At 58.6% G+C, this 19,946-nt stretch carries 15 protein-coding genes; 7 read left to right on the top strand and 8 right to left on the bottom strand.

Annotation, left to right across the window (positions count from 1 at the left end):
* Nucleotides 1–35 precede the first annotated feature (35 nt).
* Nucleotides 36–3,809: a methionine synthase gene (gene metH / locus ASD46_RS17660; protein WP_019565253.1), complete on the top strand. Its 3,774-nt coding sequence runs from the start codon at nt 36–38 to the stop codon at nt 3,807–3,809.
* 69 nt (nt 3,810–3,878) lie between these two features.
* Here the strand turns inward: metH and ASD46_RS17665 are convergent, their stop codons facing one another.
* A complete protein-coding gene (locus tag ASD46_RS17665; protein WP_035198632.1) occupies nt 3,879–5,210 on the bottom strand; it encodes an MFS transporter in 1,332 nt (443 codons plus the stop codon).
* 79 nt (nt 5,211–5,289) lie between these two features.
* Nucleotides 5,290–6,066: an AAA family ATPase gene (locus ASD46_RS17670; RefSeq protein ID WP_025594078.1), complete on the bottom strand. Its 777-nt coding sequence runs from the start codon at nt 6,064–6,066 to the stop codon at nt 5,290–5,292.
* Between the two features lie 200 nt (nt 6,067–6,266).
* Between ASD46_RS17670 and ASD46_RS17675 the strand changes: the two genes are divergently transcribed.
* Nucleotides 6,267–6,911 carry a hypothetical protein gene (locus ASD46_RS17675; RefSeq protein WP_035198630.1) on the top strand — a complete coding sequence of 215 codons (645 nt, stop codon included), beginning with the start codon at nt 6,267–6,269 and terminating at the stop codon, nt 6,909–6,911.
* A gap of 47 nt (nt 6,912–6,958) precedes the next feature.
* Here ASD46_RS17675 and ASD46_RS17680 read toward each other — a convergent pair whose 3' ends face one another.
* The 6 genes from ASD46_RS17680 to ASD46_RS17705 form a co-directional block, all read right to left on the bottom strand.
* Complete coding sequence (locus ASD46_RS17680; RefSeq protein WP_060642543.1) at nt 6,959–8,002, bottom strand: zinc-dependent alcohol dehydrogenase family protein; 1,044 nt, start codon at nt 8,000–8,002, stop codon at nt 6,959–6,961.
* 75 nt (nt 8,003–8,077) lie between these two features.
* Complete coding sequence (locus ASD46_RS17685) at nt 8,078–9,136, bottom strand: ABC transporter ATP-binding protein (protein WP_003513332.1); 1,059 nt, start codon at nt 9,134–9,136, stop codon at nt 8,078–8,080.
* Between the two features lie 13 nt (nt 9,137–9,149).
* A complete protein-coding gene (locus ASD46_RS17690) occupies nt 9,150–9,932 on the bottom strand; it encodes an ABC transporter permease (RefSeq protein WP_003513330.1) in 783 nt (260 codons plus the stop codon).
* Entirely contained in the window at nt 9,929–10,813 is an 885-nt protein-coding gene (locus ASD46_RS17695; protein WP_003513327.1) for an ABC transporter permease, read from the bottom strand. The genes ASD46_RS17690 and ASD46_RS17695 overlap by 4 nt, the downstream gene beginning before the upstream one ends.
* Nucleotides 10,814–11,014: 201 nt before the next feature.
* Nucleotides 11,015–12,121: an ABC transporter substrate-binding protein gene (locus ASD46_RS17700; protein ID WP_060642544.1), complete on the bottom strand. Its 1,107-nt coding sequence runs from the start codon at nt 12,119–12,121 to the stop codon at nt 11,015–11,017.
* Between the two features lie 288 nt (nt 12,122–12,409).
* A complete protein-coding gene (locus ASD46_RS17705) occupies nt 12,410–13,288 on the bottom strand; it encodes a MurR/RpiR family transcriptional regulator (RefSeq protein WP_003513323.1) in 879 nt (292 codons plus the stop codon).
* A 177-nt stretch (nt 13,289–13,465) separates the two neighbouring features.
* Between ASD46_RS17705 and ASD46_RS17710 the strand changes: the two genes are divergently transcribed.
* From ASD46_RS17710 to ASD46_RS17730, 5 genes are all read left to right on the top strand, one after another.
* Entirely contained in the window at nt 13,466–14,239 is a 774-nt protein-coding gene (locus ASD46_RS17710) for an N-formylglutamate amidohydrolase (protein WP_025594075.1), read from the top strand.
* Between the two features lie 212 nt (nt 14,240–14,451).
* Complete coding sequence (locus tag ASD46_RS17715; RefSeq protein ID WP_003513319.1) at nt 14,452–15,966, top strand: amino acid permease; 1,515 nt, start codon at nt 14,452–14,454, stop codon at nt 15,964–15,966.
* Between the two features lie 64 nt (nt 15,967–16,030).
* A complete protein-coding gene (locus tag ASD46_RS17720) occupies nt 16,031–17,395 on the top strand; it encodes a glutamine synthetase family protein (protein ID WP_013636540.1) in 1,365 nt (454 codons plus the stop codon).
* A gap of 18 nt (nt 17,396–17,413) precedes the next feature.
* Nucleotides 17,414–18,802 (top strand): aldehyde dehydrogenase family protein, encoded by a 1,389-nt coding sequence (locus ASD46_RS17725; RefSeq protein WP_013636539.1) that lies wholly within the window; start codon nt 17,414–17,416, stop codon nt 18,800–18,802.
* Nucleotides 18,799–19,944 carry an iron-containing alcohol dehydrogenase gene (locus ASD46_RS17730; RefSeq protein ID WP_003513312.1) on the top strand — a complete coding sequence of 382 codons (1,146 nt, stop codon included), beginning with the start codon at nt 18,799–18,801 and terminating at the stop codon, nt 19,942–19,944. The genes ASD46_RS17725 and ASD46_RS17730 overlap by 4 nt, the downstream gene beginning before the upstream one ends.
* Nucleotides 19,945–19,946: the final 2 nt, after the last annotated feature.

Here is a 19,946-nt window from a genome sequence, read left to right on the forward strand (position 1 = left end):
TTGCGATCTTGCAAATCGAAATGAGGAGTGCGCCCGTGTTTGACGATCTGTTCGGCCCTGAAGGGGCAAAGCGCGACGGCGCGGAAATTTTGCGCGCGCTGCGCCAGGCCGCCAGCGAACGTATCCTCATTCTCGATGGCGCAATGGGCACGCAGATTCAAGGACTGGGGTTTGATGAAGATCATTTTCGCGGTGATCGTTTCATCGGCTGCGCCTGTCACCAGCAGGGCAATAACGACCTTCTGATCCTGACCCAGCCGGATGCCATCGAAGAAATCCACTATCGCTATGCGATGGCGGGCGCGGATATTCTTGAAACCAACACGTTTTCGTCGACGCGCATCGCGCAGGCGGACTACGAGATGGAAAATGCCGTCTACGATCTCAACCGCGAAGGGGCGCAGATCGTCCGCCGTGCTGCCCAGCGGGCTGAGCGCGAAGATGGCCGCCGCCGTTTCGTTGCGGGCGCTATCGGCCCGACCAACCGCACCGCCTCGATTTCGCCTGATGTCAACAATCCTGGTTACCGTGCCGTCAGTTTCGACGATCTGCGCATCGCCTATGGCGAGCAGATCGACGGTCTGATCGATGGCGGCGCGGATATCATCCTCATCGAGACGATCTTCGATACGCTGAACGCCAAGGCCGCAATCTTCGCCTGCGAGGAGCGCTTCGAGGCCAAGGGCATCCGTCTGCCGGTGATGATATCAGGCACGATCACGGACCTTTCCGGCCGCACACTGTCCGGCCAGACGCCGTCTGCTTTCTGGAACTCGGTGCGACACGCCAATCCCTTCACCATCGGCCTCAACTGCGCTCTTGGTGCAGATGCCATGCGTCCGCATCTGCAGGAGCTTTCGGATGTGGCCGACACCTTCGTCTGCGCCTATCCGAATGCCGGCCTGCCGAACGAATTCGGGCAATATGACGAAACACCCGAGATGATGGCGCGCCAGGTACAGGGTTTTGCCCGCGACGGTCTTGTCAACATCGTCGGCGGTTGCTGCGGCTCGACGCCCGAGCATATCCGGGCGATTGCCGAAGCCGTCAAGGATTACAAGCCGCGCCCCATTCCCGAGCACAAGCCCTTCATGTCGCTTTCGGGTCTCGAACCCTTCGTGCTGACCAAGGACATTCCCTTCGTCAACGTGGGCGAACGTACCAACGTCACCGGCTCGGCCCGCTTCCGCAAGCTGATCACCGCCGGCGATTACACGGCGGCGCTGGCTGTCGCCCGCGATCAGGTGGAAAACGGTGCGCAGATCATCGACATCAACATGGATGAGGGCCTGATCGACTCGCAAAAGGCTATGGTGGAGTTCCTGAACCTCATTGCCGCCGAGCCTGATATTGCCCGCGTGCCTGTGATGATCGACTCATCCAAGTTCGAAATCATCGAAGCCGGTCTGAAATGCGTGCAGGGCAAATCGATCGTCAATTCGATTTCGCTGAAGGAAGGCGAGGAGAAGTTTCTCCAGCAGGCGCGGCTCGTCCACAATTACGGTGCTGCGGTCGTGGTCATGGCATTTGACGAGGTCGGGCAGGCGGATACCTATCAGCGCAAGGTGGAAATCTGCACGCGCGCCTACAAGCTTTTGACCGAAAAGGCGGGCCTGTCGCCGGAAGACATCATCTTCGATCCAAACGTGTTTGCGGTGGCCACGGGTATCGAGGAGCACAATAATTACGGCGTGGACTTCATTGAAGCCACCAAGACTATCCGCGAAACCATGCCGCTGACGCATATTTCCGGTGGCGTTTCCAACCTGTCCTTCTCCTTCCGCGGCAATGAGCCGGTGCGTGAGGCGATGCATGCCGTGTTCCTCTACCACGCCATCCAGGTCGGCATGGATATGGGCATCGTCAATGCCGGGCAGCTTGCGGTTTACGACAACATCGATGCGGAATTGCGCGAGGCCTGTGAAGATGTGGTGCTGAACCGCCGCGACGACGCGACGGAGCGGCTGCTTGACGTGGCGGAGCGTTTCCGCGGCACGGGTGAAAAACAGGCGAAGGTGCAGGATCTTTCCTGGCGCGAGCTTTCCGTCGAAAAGCGGCTGCAACACGCCCTGGTCAACGGCATTACCGAATTCATCGAAGCCGATACGGAAGAGGCGCGCCAGCAGGCCGCCCGCCCGCTGCACGTTATCGAAGGGCCGCTGATGGCGGGCATGAACGTGGTCGGTGATCTGTTCGGTTCCGGCAAGATGTTTCTGCCGCAGGTGGTTAAATCCGCCCGCGTGATGAAGCAGGCCGTCGCCGTGCTGCTTCCTTACATGGAAGAGGAAAAGCGCCTGAATGGTGGCGAGCAGAACAAGGCCGCCGGCAAGGTGCTGATGGCGACCGTGAAGGGTGATGTGCACGATATCGGCAAGAACATCGTCGGCGTCGTTCTTGCCTGCAACAATTACGAGATCATCGATCTCGGCGTGATGGTGCCGACGACGAAGATCCTTGAAACGGCGATTGCCGAAAAGGTCGATGTGATCGGTCTTTCCGGCCTCATCACGCCATCGCTTGATGAAATGGTGCATGTGGCGGCGGAAATGGAGCGGCAGGGTTTCAACATCCCGCTGCTGATCGGCGGCGCAACGACGAGCCGCGTGCATACGGCGGTGAAAATCCATCCGCGTTACGAACAGGGCCAGGCGATCTATGTCACCGATGCCTCGCGTGCGGTGGGCGTCGTCTCCGCACTTCTCTCCGCCGAGCAGAAGCCAGCCTATATCGACGGCATCCGGGCTGAATATGCCAAGGTGGCGGAGGCGCACGCCCGCAATGAGCGCGAAAAGCAGCGTCTGCCGCTTTCCCGCGCCCGCGAGAATGCGCACAAGATCGACTGGTCGACCTATAGTGTCGTGAAGCCGCAATTCTTCGGCACCAAGGTGTTCGAGACCTATGACCTTGAGGAGCTGTCCCGTTACATCGACTGGACGCCGTTCTTCCAGACCTGGGAGCTAAAGGGCCGATATCCCGCTATCCTTGAAGACGAGAAACAGGGCGAGGCCGCGCGGCAGCTTTATGCCGATGCGCAGGCGATGCTGAAGAAGATCATCGAGGAAAAATGGTTCCGGCCGCGGGCTGTTATCGGCTTCTGGCCCGCCAATGCGGTGGGAGACGACATCAGGCTGTTCACGGATGAAAACCGCTCCGAAGAACTGGCGACCTTCTTCACGCTGCGCCAGCAGCTTTCCAAGCGTGACGGACGCCCCAATGTGGCGCTTTCCGATTTTGTCGCGCCTGTCGATAGCGGCGTTGCCGATTATGTCGGCGGCTTCGTCGTCACGGCGGGTATCGAGGAGGTGGCGATTGCTGAACGCTTCGAGCGGGCCAATGACGATTATTCGTCGATTCTCGTCAAGGCGCTGGCCGACCGTTTCGCGGAAGCCTTTGCCGAACGTATGCATGAGCGGGTGCGTAAGGAATTCTGGGGTTATGCGCCCGAAGAAGCTCTTGCCGGCGATGAGCTGATCGGCGAGGCCTATGCCGGTATCCGCCCTGCGCCGGGTTATCCGGCCCAGCCTGATCATACCGAAAAGAAAACCCTGTTCTCCCTGCTCGACGCCACCAACGCGGCGGGCGTGGAGCTGACGGAGAGTTATGCCATGTGGCCCGGCTCCTCCGTCTCCGGCCTCTATATCGGCCATCCCGAGAGCTATTATTTCGGTGTTGCCAAGGTGGAACGCGATCAGGTGCTGGACTATGCGCGTCGCAAGGACATGCCGTTGGTAGAAGTAGAGCGCTGGCTCGGACCGGTGCTCAACTACGTACCGGTAAACGGTGCCGAGGAGATCGACAGCGCGGCCTGACGTTTCGGCCACCGTTGTTGCAATAAAAAGCGCGGGTCCTGCCCGCGCTTTTTTGTGTCGTCGTTGGGCTTACGACCTTAAGGCCGCCAGTTCCTCTATGCCGACATGGCTTTCGATCTCGCTGCCGCGCAGATAGAGGTAAACGCCGATGCAGAAGGCGAGGGCGGCGATGAACACCAGATACCACGCATGCGCCATTGGATTGACGGCTAGCGCCATCGTTACGCCAATCGGTGTCAGCCCGCCGAAGATGGCATAGGAGACGTTGTAGGCGAAGGAGAGGCCCGAGAAGCGGACCGAGGCCGGGAAGGCGCGCACCATGACATAGGGCACTGCACCCGCCATGCCAACCGACAGGCCCATGACGCCGTAAAGCACGAACATGGTTTCTAGCGATGTGCCGGCATAGCTGTAGAAAGTAAAGGTGGCGATGCCGAAGAAGATGCTGGCGGCCATGAAGAAAATGCCGGAGCCGACACGATCGATCAATGCGCCGGCGATGATGACGCCGAAGATGAGGAACAGCGTGCCGAAGCTGGTGCCTGCCAGCGCCTGCGTCGGTGTGTAGCCATAGAGCTTCTGCAGGAAGGTTGCCGTCATCAGCGTGGTAACGACGATGGCTGCGGACAGAACCCAGGTCAGCAGCGCGGAAATGATCACGCCGCGCATATGGTGCTTCAGCACAAGGCCAAGCGGAAGCTTGTCCGTCAGCGACTTCGACTTTTTCATCTCCATGAAGATCGGAGTCTCTTCCAGCCAGCGGCGCAGATAGACGGCAATCAGGCCGAATATGCCGCCGAGCAGGAAGGGAATGCGCCATGCATAGGCCGCCACATCTTCTGCCGAGAAGAGGGAATTGATGGCAAAGGCAATCAGCGAACCGAGCATGATGCCGAAAGAGAGGCCGGACGTCAGAAAACCGCAGGCGAGCCCGACGCGGCGAAAGGGCACGTGCTCCGCAACGAAGGTCCAGGCACCCGGCACTTCGCCGCCGATGGCCGCACCCTGCAGCATGCGCAGGACGATGAGCAGGATGGGGGCCGCAACGCCGATGGTGGCATAGGTCGGCATCAGCGCCATGCCGAGCGTCGAAAGCGCCATGAGCAGGATGGAGAAGGCGAAGACGCGTTTGCGGCCATAACGATCGCCATAATGCGCGAGAACGATGCCGCCCAGCGGCCGCACCAGATAACCGGCGGCGAAGATGCCGAAGGTCTGGATCATCACCAGCCAATCGGGCATTTCCGGCGGGAAGAACAGATGGCCGATGACGGTGGCGAAAAACACGAAAATGATGAAATCGTAGAACTCCAGCGCGCCGCCGAGGGCCGAAAGGCCGAGAGTTCTGTAGTCCTGCCTGTTCAGGGGCCGGGCAGCTGCCGGTGTGGTGGTGGGAGACATAAGCCTGCTTCTTTTTCTAATTCACATGTTGCTAATGGGCATGAGGCAAGCGATGCGCGATTTCAAGCCTTATCAGCTCCTAATCGCTCATGAATTTTGATGGACGATCAAGAAAGCGCCGCAGGAAACTGATGTTTTCCAGCTCGTCATAAAGACGCTCGGTGATGCCGTTCTCGTCGAAGTAATAAATCGTCGCTTCTGGAATGGCCAAGAGCACTGGCGAATGGGTTGCGATGATCAACTGCCCACCACTATCTGCCGTGTGACGGACGAGGGCTGCAAGCTCCAGCTGCTTTTGCGGTGAAAGAGGACTTTCCGGTTCATCGAGAAAATAAAGGCCGGCGCCGTGCAGGCGCTGCTGCATGATATCGAGAAATCCCTCGCCATGCGAACGCCGGTCTATGCCGTTGCTTCTAACGATATGCCTGAAAGTGTCCGGTGTTTCCTCGGGAAAATCTTCGCCTCTTTTCAGGGCTTTTTCCCGCTCCCAGCGAAAGTCATCCAGGATCTCTTCATTCTGCTTGCGGATGTAGCCAAGCACGTCTTCGGCGCGCATGAACATGCGGATTTTCGGGTATTTCTTGCGGGCGAAATAGAATGCCTTCGCCACGGTTTCCGCATGCTGAAGATAGAGGTCGCCGGCAACCTGTCCATGATTGCCGATGGCATAGGCCGTCATTCCGGCCGCCAGCCCTTCCAGCAGCGTGGATTTGCCGGAGCCGTTATTGCCGGCGAAAAAGGTGATCGGCGTCTTGAATTCGAGGCGTTCCAGCTGGCGCAGCGCCGGAACGGTAAAGGGGTATTCGTCCCTTCGGTCCGAAGTTTCCTTCATGGTCACGCTGTCGAGAAACAGCATTTTCAATCCTCTTTATCGATGCTTCTTTTTCTGTGCGTCCGTTTGCGGCGGAAGAGGAGTATATTATATTGGTGTATATTATAAGTATCAAAATTACATCTGTGTATTTTCAAAGTAATCAAATGAATAGTCATCGATTAAATTTTATATTAAGGCGATTGTAGAAATATATCCCGATATTTTTGTATTGCGGGGAAGATATGAATCAGATTGCGCTGGTTTACGTCGCCATGATATTTTTGTTCGCGTCTGCTGTGGATGCCGATGCCAAGCGTTTTCGGTTTTTTGCGGCGCCTGGCTTCAGTCGCGGTGAGACGATCGACAGGGTCTACGACTTGCCCAATCAAACGACTTTCGTGGTGGAAGGGAAGTTCTTTGACCTCGGCTATCTGAACAGCAGTAGTGGCAACGCTTATGTTCTTTATAATGGCGACCAATACGTGAAGTTGGACGAGGTGGGCCTTAAGGGCATTTCCAGTATGCTTGGATTTGACCCTACCGTCGAGGACCGCAAAAAACGTGCGGCGGCTTCGGAGGCGGCTGAGCCTATAGGGAGACTGATAGGTGGGTTTGTGCTGCTCGTGGGCCTGTTCGTGCTCCTGCGCAGGGGTATTCGCTGGTACTATCGGTCGGGTAGCAGAAACGCTCGTCTCGAGCGGGAAGATATCGAGGCGGTCGTCGAATTACCGGAACCCCGTCCGCCAACCATACGTCAGCAACGTGCGGCAGTTACCCAGGATTATACGCCCGCTCTCAATGAGGTTGCACCGCCGACCAGAAGACCGGAGGCCGCGCCGAATCGCGCGGGGATGGCAGTCCGGCCGTTCGGACGCAGGAATGCCTGATGCCGTCTAGACAAACGGCATTTTCCGGGACGTTCCGGCTGTGACTGTTATTCGAACCGGTCGATGATGCTGATGCCACTTTCCTGGAAACGGTCCATGGCGGGAAGGGCGGTGATGGCATCGGAAAGGGTGATGTGGCGGCCGATCAGTTTTTCGGGCGCGAGCTTGCCGCTCTCGATCATCGCCAGCATGTCTTCGTAGCGCCATGCCTGCATGCCGTGGCTGCCGTAAATCTCCAGCTCGTGGGCAATCACCCGGGCCATGGGGATGGCTGGCATGGCGTGATCGGCCAGCATCAGCCCTACCTGAACGTGGCGCCCGCGCCGGCGCAGGTTGCTGATGGAATTGCAGCAGGTCTGCGGGTGGCCAAGCGCGTCGATAGAGACATGCGCGCCGCCGCCGGTCACTTCGCGCACCGCCTCCGTGACGTCGGCAACCGAGCGGCTGTTGATGGTAGCGGTTGCGCCGAGTTGGCGGGCAAGTTCGAGCTTGTCTTCCGCAATGTCGATGGCGACGACCTGAGCGCCGAGGCCTGCGCCAATCATGATGGCGGAGAGGCCGACGCCGCCGCAGCCATGTACCGCCAGCCACTCGCCGCCTTTCAGGCGACCCTGGTCCGTCACAGCCCGGAAGGACGTGGCGAAACGGCAGCCGAGACCGGCGGCAGTGGCGTAGCTCATCGTATCAGGCAGATGAACAAGGTTCTGGTCCGCGTAATCGATGGCGACATATTCGGCGAGAGAACCCCAATGGGTGAAGCCGGGCTGGAACTGCGTTTCACACACCTGTTGATTGCCGGAGCGGCATTCATGGCAACGGCCGCAGCCGGAAACGAAGGGAACGGTGACACGGTCGCCTGTCTTGAACCTGGTAACGTTCTTTCCGACCGCAGCGATAACGCCGGCGAATTCGTGGCCAGGGACATGCGGCAGGCGAATATCCGTATCGTGGCCCATCCAGCCATGCCAGTCGCTGCGGCAGAGGCCCGTCGCCTTCACCTCGATGACCACGCCGCCGTCGGTCGGTTCCGGATCAGGCAGGGATGCCACAATCGGGGTCTCGCCGAACAGTTCGTAAAAAAGCGCGCGCATCCTGGCCTCACATCGTCGGTAAGCAGATTTGAATTATACCTGCTCTATCTGCTTCCGACGCTGGAGAAAAGCCATTTAATCTTTGATCACCATAAGATCACCAGCCGCGAATTTAAGCGTTACTTGTTCGCCCAGGGCGGGCGGTGCGGTGCCGGGATCGTTGAACATGTCGAAAGACAAGGTCGAGCCGCCGAGATCAAGACGGGTTCGGATGACCGAACCCAGGAACTGGCTTGAGGTCACGATACCGGAAATAGCCACGTCTCCCTTCGCGTCAGCGCCGAGAGCTCCTGCTTCCGGGCGCAAGGCGAGGGTGATTTTTTCACCGTTTGCAACATCGACCGGCTTGTGGAGCGTCACGTTCTGCTCCCCGACACGGATTGTGCTGGTAGAGGAATCGACGACGGTTGCGTCGATCAGGTTCAGCGTGCCGACGAAGGAGGCGACAAACCGGGTCGCGGGCTTGTTGTAGATATCGAAGGGCGAACCGATCTGGTCGGCGCGGCCGGAATTCATGACAACGATACGGTCGGAGATCGACAGGGCCTCTTCCTGATCGTGGGTCACGAAAATTGTGGTGATGCCGAGCTTTCTCTGGATCTGGCGGATTTCTTCGCGCAGCGATACGCGGATCTTGGCATCGAGCGCGGAAAGCGGCTCGTCCAGCAGAAGCACTTCCGGCTTCGGGGCCAATGCGCGGGCAAGCGCCACGCGCTGCTGCTGGCCGCCTGACATCTGGTAGGGGTAACGATCCGCCAGATGCTCCAGATGGATGAGCTGAAGCATTTCCTTCACGCGTGCATCGATCTCGGCTTTCGGCTTGCCGGCGACTTTGAGCCCGAAGGCGACATTTTCGTAGACGTTCATGTTGGGGAACAGCGCATAGGCCTGAAACACCATGCCGATATTGCGCTGGTTCGGTCTGAGCGTCGTCTGGTCCTTGCCGTTGATGACGATCGATCCGCCGGTCGGGATTTCGAAACCGGCGATCATGCGCAGCACGGTGGTCTTGCCGCAGCCCGACGGGCCTAGAAAGGAGACGAACTCGCCCTTTTCGATGGCCATGTTGAAATCATGGACGACCTGTACGGAGCCGAAGGATTTCTTGATATTGCTAAGTGTCAAAAAGCTCATGAAAATCTTGTCCTCAGGCCTTGGGAGGCGCGCCCTTCTGGTAGCGTGAAACGAGTTGGATCAACCCAAGGCAACCCCAGGTGATGCCGAAGGAGATCACGGCAAGTGCAGCCGGTTCATAGGCGCGGTTGGCGCCAAGCAGCTGCATATAGGGGCCAAAGGCCGGGCGGTTCAAAAGGGCGGCCATGGTGAATTCACCGATGACGATGGCGAAGGTCAAAAACGCACCTGATAGCACGGCGACCAGAACATTGGGCAGGATGATGCGCGACAGAATGGTCGTCCACCCCGCGCCAAGGCTCTGCGCCGCTTCCGTCAGCGTCGAGACGTCGATGGTCCTCAGACCAGTATCGACGGCGCGGTACATGTAGGGCAAGGCGAGCGTGGCATAACCGAACATCAAAAGCAGGTTGGTGCCGAAGGTCGTGCCGGTCAGCGGAAGCCAGCTGGAGGTGTTGTAGAGCCTGATATAACCGAACACGATGACGATGGCCGGGATGACCAGCGGCAGGAGCGTGATGAATTCGATATAGGGGCGCAAGCCGGGCAGTTTGAGGCGGACCCAATAGGCCGTGGGCACCACCAGCAGCACACCGAAAACGATGGTGAAGAGAGCCATCACCACAGAATAGCTGAAGGTTTCCTGAAAACGCGGGTCGGTGAGCACCTTGCCATAGGCGTCGAATGAATATTCACCGCGGCGCATTTTCAGCGAGAAGTTGGTCATACCGATCAGCGGCAGGGCGAAATAGAGCAGGCCAAAGATCAGCGCGCCCCAGGCGAAGAACTTCTTCATTTGAGCCACCTTTCGCTACGGGCGCGCAGCCAGATGTAAAGCGCATTGGCAATGCCGGTGACGACGATCATGCCGAAGGCGAGAGCGTAACCCAGATGCGGATTGCCGAGAACGTCGCCGCGGATCTGCGCGAAAAGCAGAATGGGCACGATGTTGAGCGACGAGCCGGTAAGCGCGATCGCGGTGGCCACCGCACCGAAGGCATTGGCAAACAGCAGCGACATGGTGCCAAGCAACGATGGCAGGAGGATGGGGAAGGCCACCATGCGCCAATATTGCACGCCGGTCGCGCCAAGGATTTCCGCAGCTTCGCGCCACTCGCGCTTCAATCCGTCAAGCGCCGGCGTGATGATGAGGATCATCAGTGGAATCTGGAAGAACAGATAGGTGACGGTCAGGCCCCAGAAGGACAGGATGTTGAAGCCGAGGAGTCTCAGATCAATGCCGATCTGCGTCTTCAAAAACACGGTAAGTAGGCCGACAGGGCCGAGTGTGGCGATGAAGGCGAAGGCGAGCGGCACGCCGGCAAATTGCGATGCGACGCCCGAAAATGTCAGGAGTGGTCCGCGAATGCGCTGCGGCAGACCGCCCAGAACCACGGCGGCGGCGACGGCAAAACCAATCAGGCAGCCAAGAGCCGCCGAGGCGAGGCTGATCTTGATCGAAATCCAGTAGGCCGCGAGGATGGACGAGGTGAAAAGCCCGGCGACGTTTTCCAGCGTCAGGCTGCCATCGGGACGCTGGAACGCGCCGACCACGATTTTCATCGTCGGAAAAATCAGAAACAGCAGAACAAAAACAGCAAAAGGTACGACGCCTAACCAATGAAGCGGCAACTTTCTGCCCGCATCGGATGGTCCGCCGGTGTTGGTTGATGGCATGCCTGGTCCCCAAACGCCGTTTTCAAACGGTCTGTCTATAAAGTTCTTTATTATCGCACGTCCGGTAAAAACGGAATCGTCAGACGCACTTTCGATCTTTGTTTTGTGCAATTTCCGGGGTAAAACCTAGGGAGTTTTACCTGAAATGCTTTCAAAGAAGCACCCCGGCTTTTTGAAAAGCCGGGGTGTATTTTTCAAAGGTTACTTCACGTTCGCGCCGACGACGCTGTCCCAGCCGCCGGTAACGGCGGCCTTGTTGGCGTCGACATCTTCGAGCGTCGGGAAGATTGCCTTTTCATAGGCTGCTGCCGGCGGCAGGCTGTCGATCAGTTCCTGCGGAACCTTGCCGGCTTTGACCATCGCGTTGAAGCGGATCGGGTGGCAATAACCCTTCAGCCAGCCGAGCTGACCGTCGTCGGAATAAAGGTGTTCCATCCAGAGCTTGGCAGCGTTCGGATGCGGGGCGTAAGCGGAAATGCCCTGAACGTAAACGCCGGCCAGAACGCCTTTTTCCGGAACCACGACTTCCGTGGGCGGGTTGTCGTTCAGCGTCTTCTTCCAGGAGAGCGCGTTATAGTCCCAGGCGACGATGATCGGGGTAGCACCCTGTGCCAGCGTGCCAGCCTTGCCGATGACTGGCAGGAAGTTGCCAGCCTTGTTGAGCTCGGCGAAATATTTCAGGCCTGCCTCACCGGCTTCCTTGCCGGACTTCGCACCGCTGGCAAGACCGGCGGCGAGAACGCCGAGGATAGCCTGGTTGGAAGCGCGCGGATCGCCGGCAAGCGCTACCTGACCGGAATATTCCGGCTTCTGCAGGTCGGCCCAATCCTTCGGCACGTTCTTGACGAGGTCCTTGTTCACGAAGAAGGACATCACGCCGTAATAGTCGCCGTACCAGTAACCTTCCGGATCCTTGACGTTGTCAGGAATTTCGTCCCAGGTGGGGACCTTGTAAGGCTGCAGCAGGCCTTCGGCCTTCATCTGCGGGCCGAAAGCGAGACCGACGTCGACAACGTCAGGAGCCTGCGGGCCCTTGTTGTCCTTGTTCGCCTTTACCGCTTCGACTTCATCGGCAGAGCCGGCGTCGGGGTTGAGTTCGTTGACGGTGATTTCCGGATATTTCGCCTTGAAAGCGGCGATGACGTCGCCGTAACCACACCAGTCGTGCGGCAGCGCGACGGTGGTCAGCATGCCTTCCTTCTTGGCGGCAGCGATCAGTTCGGCGCTTGGCGCAGCGGCAGCGATCGCGGTGGAGGCCATTACCAGAGCGGTGGTGGCAGCAAGCAGTCGACGGCAATGAGAGATCACTTTTTTCTCCTCTTCGTGTTCTCGTATTACGGACGCTGATACGGATTCTGGATGAAGCTAATGTGACGGCTGGATTGCAATTTATTTATCCGGATTCCGTCACTTTACGCCCATTTTCCGCCATCACCCGGCTTTGTGCCTGCAATCGCGGGGTAATCCCATCATCATTCGTGTTGGACAGATATGTTCCCCAGCTTGTTTTTATCCCGCTTTATCGCGCTGGTAGCGATTTCGGGTATCCAATCAGCCGGCGGTTTCCGCGTCAAGCACTGTGCCGGCTACTAATGTTCATGTCCGGTCCGGCCTGCGGAACAGACGCGTCTGCTCGAACAGGCCTTCCAGCGCGTTCATGCGCTCCTTGGTTTCATCCCAGGTGCTGCTCTGCACCGCTTCGATCAGCGCTTCGACGACAAACAATGTAACGACCGATGAATCCCATGCCGAGGGGGCTTCGATCTTCACACGGAAGGTGTGCAGCGCGTGGCGCGCCACCGGCGATGTCCACTGATCCGTGAAAAGAATGATCTGTACGCCGTTTGCCTTCGCCACCTCGGCAAGCGTCGTCATGTCGTGCTCATAACGGCGGATGTCGAAGATCACCAGCACATCGCCGGCGCTCATATTCAACATATATTGAGGCCAGGCGCTGGAGTTGGACGACATCAGCGTCGTCTTCGGCCGGATCACCTGCATATGCGTGAAAAAATATTCGGCAATCGCGCCGGTGATGCGCCCGCCGACGAAATAGATGCTGCGTTTGCGGTCCGAGAGCAGCCTTGCGGCATTGTCGAAGACCGCGGTGTCGAGATCGCTCAAAGTGTCGCGCAGATTGCCCGTTATGGCGTCGGCGAAACGGTTGAGAATATGCAGACCCGGCGCATTGGTTGCCCAGCGGTCATGTTTGGCAACCGGGCCGGAGATCGTCGCTTCCAGTTCCTGGTGCAGATGGGCCTGAAACTCCGGGTAACCTTTGTATCCGAGCTTCTGCACCATGCGCGCCACCGTCGGCGTCGAAACACCGGCATTTTCGGCAATCGTGGTGATGCTGCCGAGACCCGAGACGGGGTAGTTGCCGAGAAGGCTCTCCGCCAGCCGTTTTTCCGAACGGGTCAGCGCGTCATAGTGGGCATGGATGACATCCGACACGGTGGCCGTCGTACTGCGCAAATCTTTCCCCTTCCGGTCTTTTTGCCGGTGTATGGGCGAATATAAGCATCTGTGCCAGCTATCGAGTCAATGGGGAAAATGAAGAGAAAATTTCAAAATTCCATTTGACACTCGCGATAATGTGAAGAATTCTTTTCGTCATCGGCGGGATGGCAGGTTTCGGGGCGGGATGCGTGCATGACGGTGCGTTCACGGTTTTTCACGGAAGCGGAAGGACAGGCTGTCGGCGTCGAGAACGCCGCAGCAAAGGGCGACGTCGTTCTCGTCTGCGAACATGCTTCAGCCACCATCCCGGAAAAACTCGGTACGCTCGGTCTTTCGCCGGACGTGCTTTCGAGCCATGCGGCCTGGGATCCGGGCGCCTTGGCGGTTGCGAGGCTGCTTTCGCAGAAGCTCGATGCCACGCTCGTCCATCAGCGGTTTTCGCGTTTGGTCTATGATTGCAACCGGCCGCCGGAATCGCCTTCTGCCATGCCGGTCAAAAGCGAGATTTACAATATTCCCGGCAATCTCGATCTGAGCGAGGCGGAACGGTTTGCCCGAACCTCGGCGCTTTACGTGCCGTTTCACGACCGTGTCAGTGGGATTATTGCCGAGCGGCAGGACCGTGGCCGCAAGGTGGTGGTGGTGACCATTCACAGTTTCACGCCGGTCTATCACGGTCAGTTCCGTGAAGTGCAGATCGGCATCCTGCACGATACTGACAGCCGGCTGGCCGATGCGATGCTGGTGGGCGCCGAGGGTTCTGCGCTCACGGTAAAGCGCAACGATCCCTACGGTCCGGAAGACGGTGTAACGCATACATTGCGGCTGCATGCGCTGCCGGACGGACTTTTGAACGTCATGATCGAGATCCGCAACGATCTGATCGCCAATGAAGGAGACCAATCGGCAATTGCCGATTTTCTCCACGAGCTTATGGGGAAGGCGCTCTCATCAATCGATGAGTGAGGGAGCAATGGGGCGGCTTATGGTGAAAACACCGCGGCCGACCGTCAATGAGACTGCCGCAATCGACAAAAGCCGGAACGGCATGAAGCGGCAAGGGAACAGCAGATGCGTGCGGCGCAGTGCGGGAAACCTCCCGGGCGATGCCGGAAACTGGGGGCACAATCGGCCAATAACGGCTGGCTGGCTTTTTTTTCTATTAAGGAGAGAAGGGCATGGACGGTTCATCATCAGGCGTCAGCTACAAGAAGGCTGATGCATCCTATTTCGAAAAACGCGGACTATCCCGATACGCTGGCGTGTGGTCGCTGTGGTCGCTTGGCGTCGGCGCGGTCATATCAGGGCATTTTTCCGGATGGAATTTCGGCTTTTCCACCGGCGGCTGGGGCGGCATGCTGGTGGCGGGCATCATTATCGCCATCATGTATCTCGGGCTGACATTCTCGATTGCGGAAATGAGCCCGGCGCTGCCGCACACGGGTGCCGCCTATTCCTTCGCCCGCACGGCCATGGGCCCGTGGGGCGGTTTCGTCACCGGACTTTGCGAGAATGTCGAATATGTGCTGACGCCGGCGGTCGTCGTTACCTTCATCACCGCCTATGTGAACTCCATTCTCGGCCTCGATCCGGCCTATTCACCCTTCGTGTGGATAGCCTTCTACGCGATCTTCCTTGCTCTCAACGTCTTCGGACTTGAGCTTTCCTTCAAGGTCACCCTTGTCATCACGCTGATTTCACTCGGCGTTCTGGTGTTTTTCTGGGTCAGCGCCATTCCGAACATGGATTTTTCACGTTACGCGCTTAATATCGGTGTCGGACCTGATGGCAAGGCTGTGGAGCTGCCGGAAGGCAACGGTTCCTTTTTCCCATTTGGTTTTTCGGGTGTTCTTGCCACGCTGCCTTTTGCGGTCTGGCTGTTCCTCGCCATCGAGCAGCTGCCGCTGGCGGCTGAAGAATCCGTTGATCCGAAACGCGATATGCCCAAGGGTATCATTCTCGGCGTCATCACGCTGATGGTTTCGGCCTTCATGATCGTGCTGCTGAACCCGTCACTACCGGGCGTCGGCGCCTTTCATCTCAGCTCGTCGCTTGAACCGCTGCTGGATGGCTTCAAGGCGATCTACGGCGATGGCGGCGTGGTGCTGCTCGGTCTCGTGGCATTGACCGGCCTGATTGCCAGCTTCCATACGATCCTCTATGCGCAGGGCCGCCAGATCTATTCGCTGTCGCGTGCGGGTTACTTCCCGACCGTGCTGTCGATCACTCATTCGAAATATCGGACGCCATACGTTGCCAATATTGCCGGCGCGCTCGTCGGCCTTGCGGTCATGCTCGTCATCTGGTTCTCGCTGGGTGCGGAACAGGGCGGCAGCATCATCGGCAGCGTGCTTTTGAACATGGCCGTGTTCGGTGCGATGTTCTCCTACATCCTGCAGGCGATTTCCTTCATCCTGCTCAGGAAAAATCTGCCGCATATCGAGCGGCCGTTCCGCTCGCCCTTCGGCATTCCGGGCGCGGTGTTGACAATCATCATCGCCATCGTGACGCTGCTCTATCAGATCCAGGATCCGAACTTCACCAAGGGTGTGCTGTGGGTAGCCGTATGGTTTGCGGTTGCCATTGCCTACTTCGCCTTTGTCGGACGCCATCGCCTCATCCTGTCGCCGGAAGAGGAGTTCGCGCTGGAGCACAAGCAGGCTGCCATGGCAGCGGCGGCTGCAAAGGCCTGATGCTCGAACTGACGGGCGGCCGCATACCGGCCGCCTGCTCGCCACATGAAAAGGGATGGACAAAATGACGAGCTATACATTCGACGCGCTGAAGATGGATGTGGCCGAAGGGCGCATCGACACGGTTCTGGCCTGCCTTGTCGACATGCAGGGGCGTCTGATGGGCAAACGGTTCCAGGCGGAGTTTTTCGTTGAAAGCGCCTTTGAGGAAACCCATAGCTGCAACTATGTGCTTGCCACCGACATGGAGATGGAAACCGTTCCCGGTTACAAATCCTCAAGCTGGGAAAAGGGCTATGGTGACTATACGCTGAAGCCCGACCTTTCGACGCTGCGGAAGGTGCCGTGGCTGGAAGGCACGGCGCTGGTTCTGTGCGATGTGCTCGATCACCACACCCATGAAGAAGTGCCGCATTCGCCGCGCGCGCTGCTGAAAAAGCAGGTGGCGCGGCTGGAGGCGATGGGGCTTAAGGCCTATATGGCCACCGAGCTCGAATTTTTCCTGTTCGACCAGACCTTCGATGCGGCACGCGCCAGCGGCTACAGGGACCTGAACCTCGCCAGCGGCTACAACGAAGACTATCATATCTTCCAGACGACCAAGGAAGAGGACGTCATGCGGGCGCTGCGCAAGGGCCTGCAAGGTGCGGGAATTCCGGTCGAGAATTCCAAGGGTGAGGCGTCTCCCGGTCAGGCGGAAATCAATGTGCGTTATGCCGAGGCGCTGACCATGGCCGACCGGCACGCCATCATCAAAAACGCCACCAAGGAGATCGCCTGGTCGAAGGGTAAGGCGGTGACGTTCCTTGCCAAGTGGAACTACAATGCCGCTGGCAGTTCCTCGCATATCCACCAGTCGCTTTGGAGCCTGGATGGCAAGCCGGCTTTCCTCGACAAGGATGGCGAACACGGCATGTCGGATGTGATGCGGCATTATGTTGCAGGGCTTCTGGCGCATGCCAGCGACATCACCTATTTCCTGGCGCCCTACATCAATTCCTACAAGCGGTTCATGGCTGGCACTTTTGCGCCGACCAAGGCGATATGGAGCCTCGACAACCGCACGGCAGGATACCGCCTTTGCGGCGCGGAAACCAAGGGCATCCGTATCGAGTGCCGTGTCGGCGGGTCGGATCTCAATCCCTATCTCGCCATGGCAGCTCTTCTTGCGGCGGGCATTGACGGCATTGAAAATAAACTCGAACTTGAGCCCGCTTTTGTCGGTGACGCCTATGGCGGGAAGGACGTGCGCGAGATACCCAAGACATTGCGCGACGCGACCGCCTTCCTGGACGGATCGAAAATGCTGCGTGAGGCCTTTGGCGACGACGTGGTCGATCACTATGTGCATGCCGCAAGGTGGGAGCAGGAAGAATACGACCGCCGCGTGACCGACTGGGAAGTGGCGCGCGGTTTCGAGAGAGCCTAATCATTACGGGAAAACATCATGACCATGATCCAGAATATCTCGCCCATCGACGGCTCGGTTTATGCCGAGCGGGAGGCGATGTCGCTGGAAGCGGCGCGCGCCGCCGTTTCGAAAGCGCGCAAGGCGCAGAAGGACTGGGCGCGACGTCCGCTTGAGGACCGCGTTCAGCTGGTTCTCAAAGGTGTGGCGCGCCTTAATGAAATGGTGGCCGAGGTGGTGCCGGAACTGGCGCATATGATGGGCCGCCCGGTTCGTTATGGCGGCGAGTTCAAGGGCTTCAACGAGCGCTCCAATTATGTCGCCTCCATTGCGGCGGATGCGCTGGCGCCGCTCGTCATCGAGGAAAGCGGCAATTTCGAACGCCGCATCGAGCGCGAAGCACATGGCGTGGTCTTCGTCATCGCGCCGTGGAACTATCCCTACATGACGGCGATCAATACCGTTGCCCCGGCTCTGATGGCCGGCAACACAGTCGTCATCAAACATGCGGCGCAAACGCTTCTCGTCGGCGAGCGGATGGTGCGGGCTTTCGTCGAGGCGGGCGTGCCTGACGATGTCTTCATCAATGTCTTCCTCGATCACGGCACGACCTCGGCGCTGATTTCCGAAGGCCTGTTCAATTTCGTCAACTTCACCGGTTCGGTGGAAGGCGGCCGAGCCATCGAGCGCGCTGCTGCCGGCACCTTCACCGGTCTAGGGCTTGAACTCGGCGGCAAGGACCCCGGCTATGTGATGGAGGATGCTGATCTCGACGCTGCCGTCGATACGCTGATGGATGGCGCGACCTATAACTCCGGGCAATGCTGCTGCGGCATCGAGCGTATCTACGTCAACGAAAACCTCTATGACGCATTCGTCGAGAAGTCCGTGGCGTGGGTGTCCAACTACAAGCTCGGCAATCCGCTGGAACAGGAAACGACACTGGGGCCGATGGCCAACAAGCGTTTCGCCAAGGTGGTGCGCGCACAGATCGCTGATGCCGTCTCAAAGGGCGCCAAGGCTTTGGTCGATCCCAAGCTTTTCCCTGCCGATGACGGCGAGAGCGCTTACGTCGCTCCGCAAGTGCTCGTCAATGTCGATCATTCCATGGAGTTCATGACCGAAGAAACCTTCGGCCCCGCTCTTGGCATCATGAAGGTGAAGAACGACGACGAGGCCATCGCCCTGATGAATGACAGTAAATATGGCCTCACCGCATCGCTCTGGACGCAGGATGCAGCGCGTGCCGGGCGTATCGGCCGTGAGATCGAAACCGGCACCGTGTTCATGAACCGTGCGGATTATCTCGATCCCGCGCTCTGCTGGACAGGTGTGAAGGAAACGGGCCGTGGCGGCTCGCTTTCCGTTCTCGGTTTCCAGAACCTGACCCGACCGAAATCCTACCATCTGAAGAAAGTCACGAAATGAATATCGTCGCCAACTGGAGCTATCCCACCGCCGTCAAGCTTGGCCGTGGCCGGATCAAGGAACTGGCGGAAGCCTGCAAGACGCTCGGCATCAAGAAGCCGCTTCTCGTCACGGATCGCGGCCTTGCCAATATGGCGATTACCGCGCATGCGCTCGATGTACTGGAAGAGGCTGGGCTCGGCCGGGCGATCTTCGCCGACGTCGATCCGAACCCCAACGAAATCAACATGGAAGCCGGCGTAAAAGCCTATCGCGATGGCGGCCATGACGGCGTCGTCGCCTTCGGCGGGGGTTCCGGCCTCGATCTTGGCAAGACCATCGCATTCATGGCCGGGCAGACGCGCCCGGTCTGGGATTTCGAGGATATCGGTGACTGGTGGACGCGGGCGGACGCCTCGAAGATTGCGCCCATCGTCGCGGTTCCGACGACGGCGGGCACCGGTTCGGAAGTTGGCCGCGCCAGCGTCATCACCAATTCGCAGACCCATGTGAAGAAGATCATCTTCCATCCGAAGCTTTTGCCCGGCGTCGTCATCTGCGATCCGGAGCTTACAGTCGGCATGCCGAAGGTCATCACGGCAGGCACGGGCATGGACGCCTTTGCCCATTGCCTCGAAGCCTATTCGTCGCCGTTCTTCCATCCGATGAGCGCCGGCGTTGCGCTTGAAGGCCTGCGTCTGGTCAAGGAATTCCTGCCACGCGCCTATAAGGACGGCACGGATATCGAAGCGCGCACCAATATGATGGCGGCGGCTGCGATGGGGGCGGTTGCCTTCCAGAAGGGTCTCGGCGCCATTCACTCGCTCTCGCATCCGATCGGCGCTGTCTATAACACCCATCACGGCATGACCAATGCCGTGGTCATGCCTGCCGTCCTGCGTTTCAACCGCCCGGCCATCGAAGACAAGATTGCCCGCGCTGCCGCATATCTCGGCATTTCGGGCGGTTTCGATGGTTTCTATGATTATGTGCTGGAGCTTCGCAAGGAACTCGGCGTGCCTGATAACCTGACCGCCATGGGCATTAAGCCTGACCGCATTGACGAACTGGCGGCAGAAGCGATCAAGGATCCGAGCTGCGGCGGCAATCCGGTGCCGATGACGCTGGAGAATACCAGGAAATTGTTTGAGGACTGCTTTTAAAG

It is taken from the genome of Rhizobium sp. Root491 (assembly GCF_001427205.1).
Taxonomy (GTDB): Bacteria; Pseudomonadota; Alphaproteobacteria; order Rhizobiales; family Rhizobiaceae; genus Agrobacterium; species Agrobacterium tumefaciens.

Coding starts and splice junctions, on each gene's coding strand:
- ASD46_RS17665 (WP_035198632.1), bottom strand. CDS start 5,210: ATGTCTCCCACCACCACACCGGCAGCTGCCCGGCCCCTGAACAGGCAG.
- ASD46_RS17670 (WP_025594078.1), bottom strand. CDS start 6,066: ATGCTGTTTCTCGACAGCGTGACCATGAAGGAAACTTCGGACCGAAGG.
- ASD46_RS17675 (WP_035198630.1), top strand. CDS start 6,267: ATGAATCAGATTGCGCTGGTTTACGTCGCCATGATATTTTTGTTCGCG.
- ASD46_RS17680 (WP_060642543.1), bottom strand. CDS start 8,002: ATGCGCGCGCTTTTTTACGAACTGTTCGGCGAGACCCCGATTGTGGCA.
- ASD46_RS17685 (WP_003513332.1), bottom strand. CDS start 9,136: ATGAGCTTTTTGACACTTAGCAATATCAAGAAATCCTTCGGCTCCGTA.
- ASD46_RS17690 (WP_003513330.1), bottom strand. CDS start 9,932: ATGAAGAAGTTCTTCGCCTGGGGCGCGCTGATCTTTGGCCTGCTCTAT.
- ASD46_RS17695 (WP_003513327.1), bottom strand. CDS start 10,813: ATGCCATCAACCAACACCGGCGGACCATCCGATGCGGGCAGAAAGTTG.
- ASD46_RS17710 (WP_025594075.1), top strand. CDS start 13,466: ATGACGGTGCGTTCACGGTTTTTCACGGAAGCGGAAGGACAGGCTGTC.
- ASD46_RS17715 (WP_003513319.1), top strand. CDS start 14,452: ATGGACGGTTCATCATCAGGCGTCAGCTACAAGAAGGCTGATGCATCC.
- ASD46_RS17720 (WP_013636540.1), top strand. CDS start 16,031: ATGACGAGCTATACATTCGACGCGCTGAAGATGGATGTGGCCGAAGGG.
- ASD46_RS17725 (WP_013636539.1), top strand. CDS start 17,414: ATGACCATGATCCAGAATATCTCGCCCATCGACGGCTCGGTTTATGCC.
- ASD46_RS17730 (WP_003513312.1), top strand. CDS start 18,799: ATGAATATCGTCGCCAACTGGAGCTATCCCACCGCCGTCAAGCTTGGC.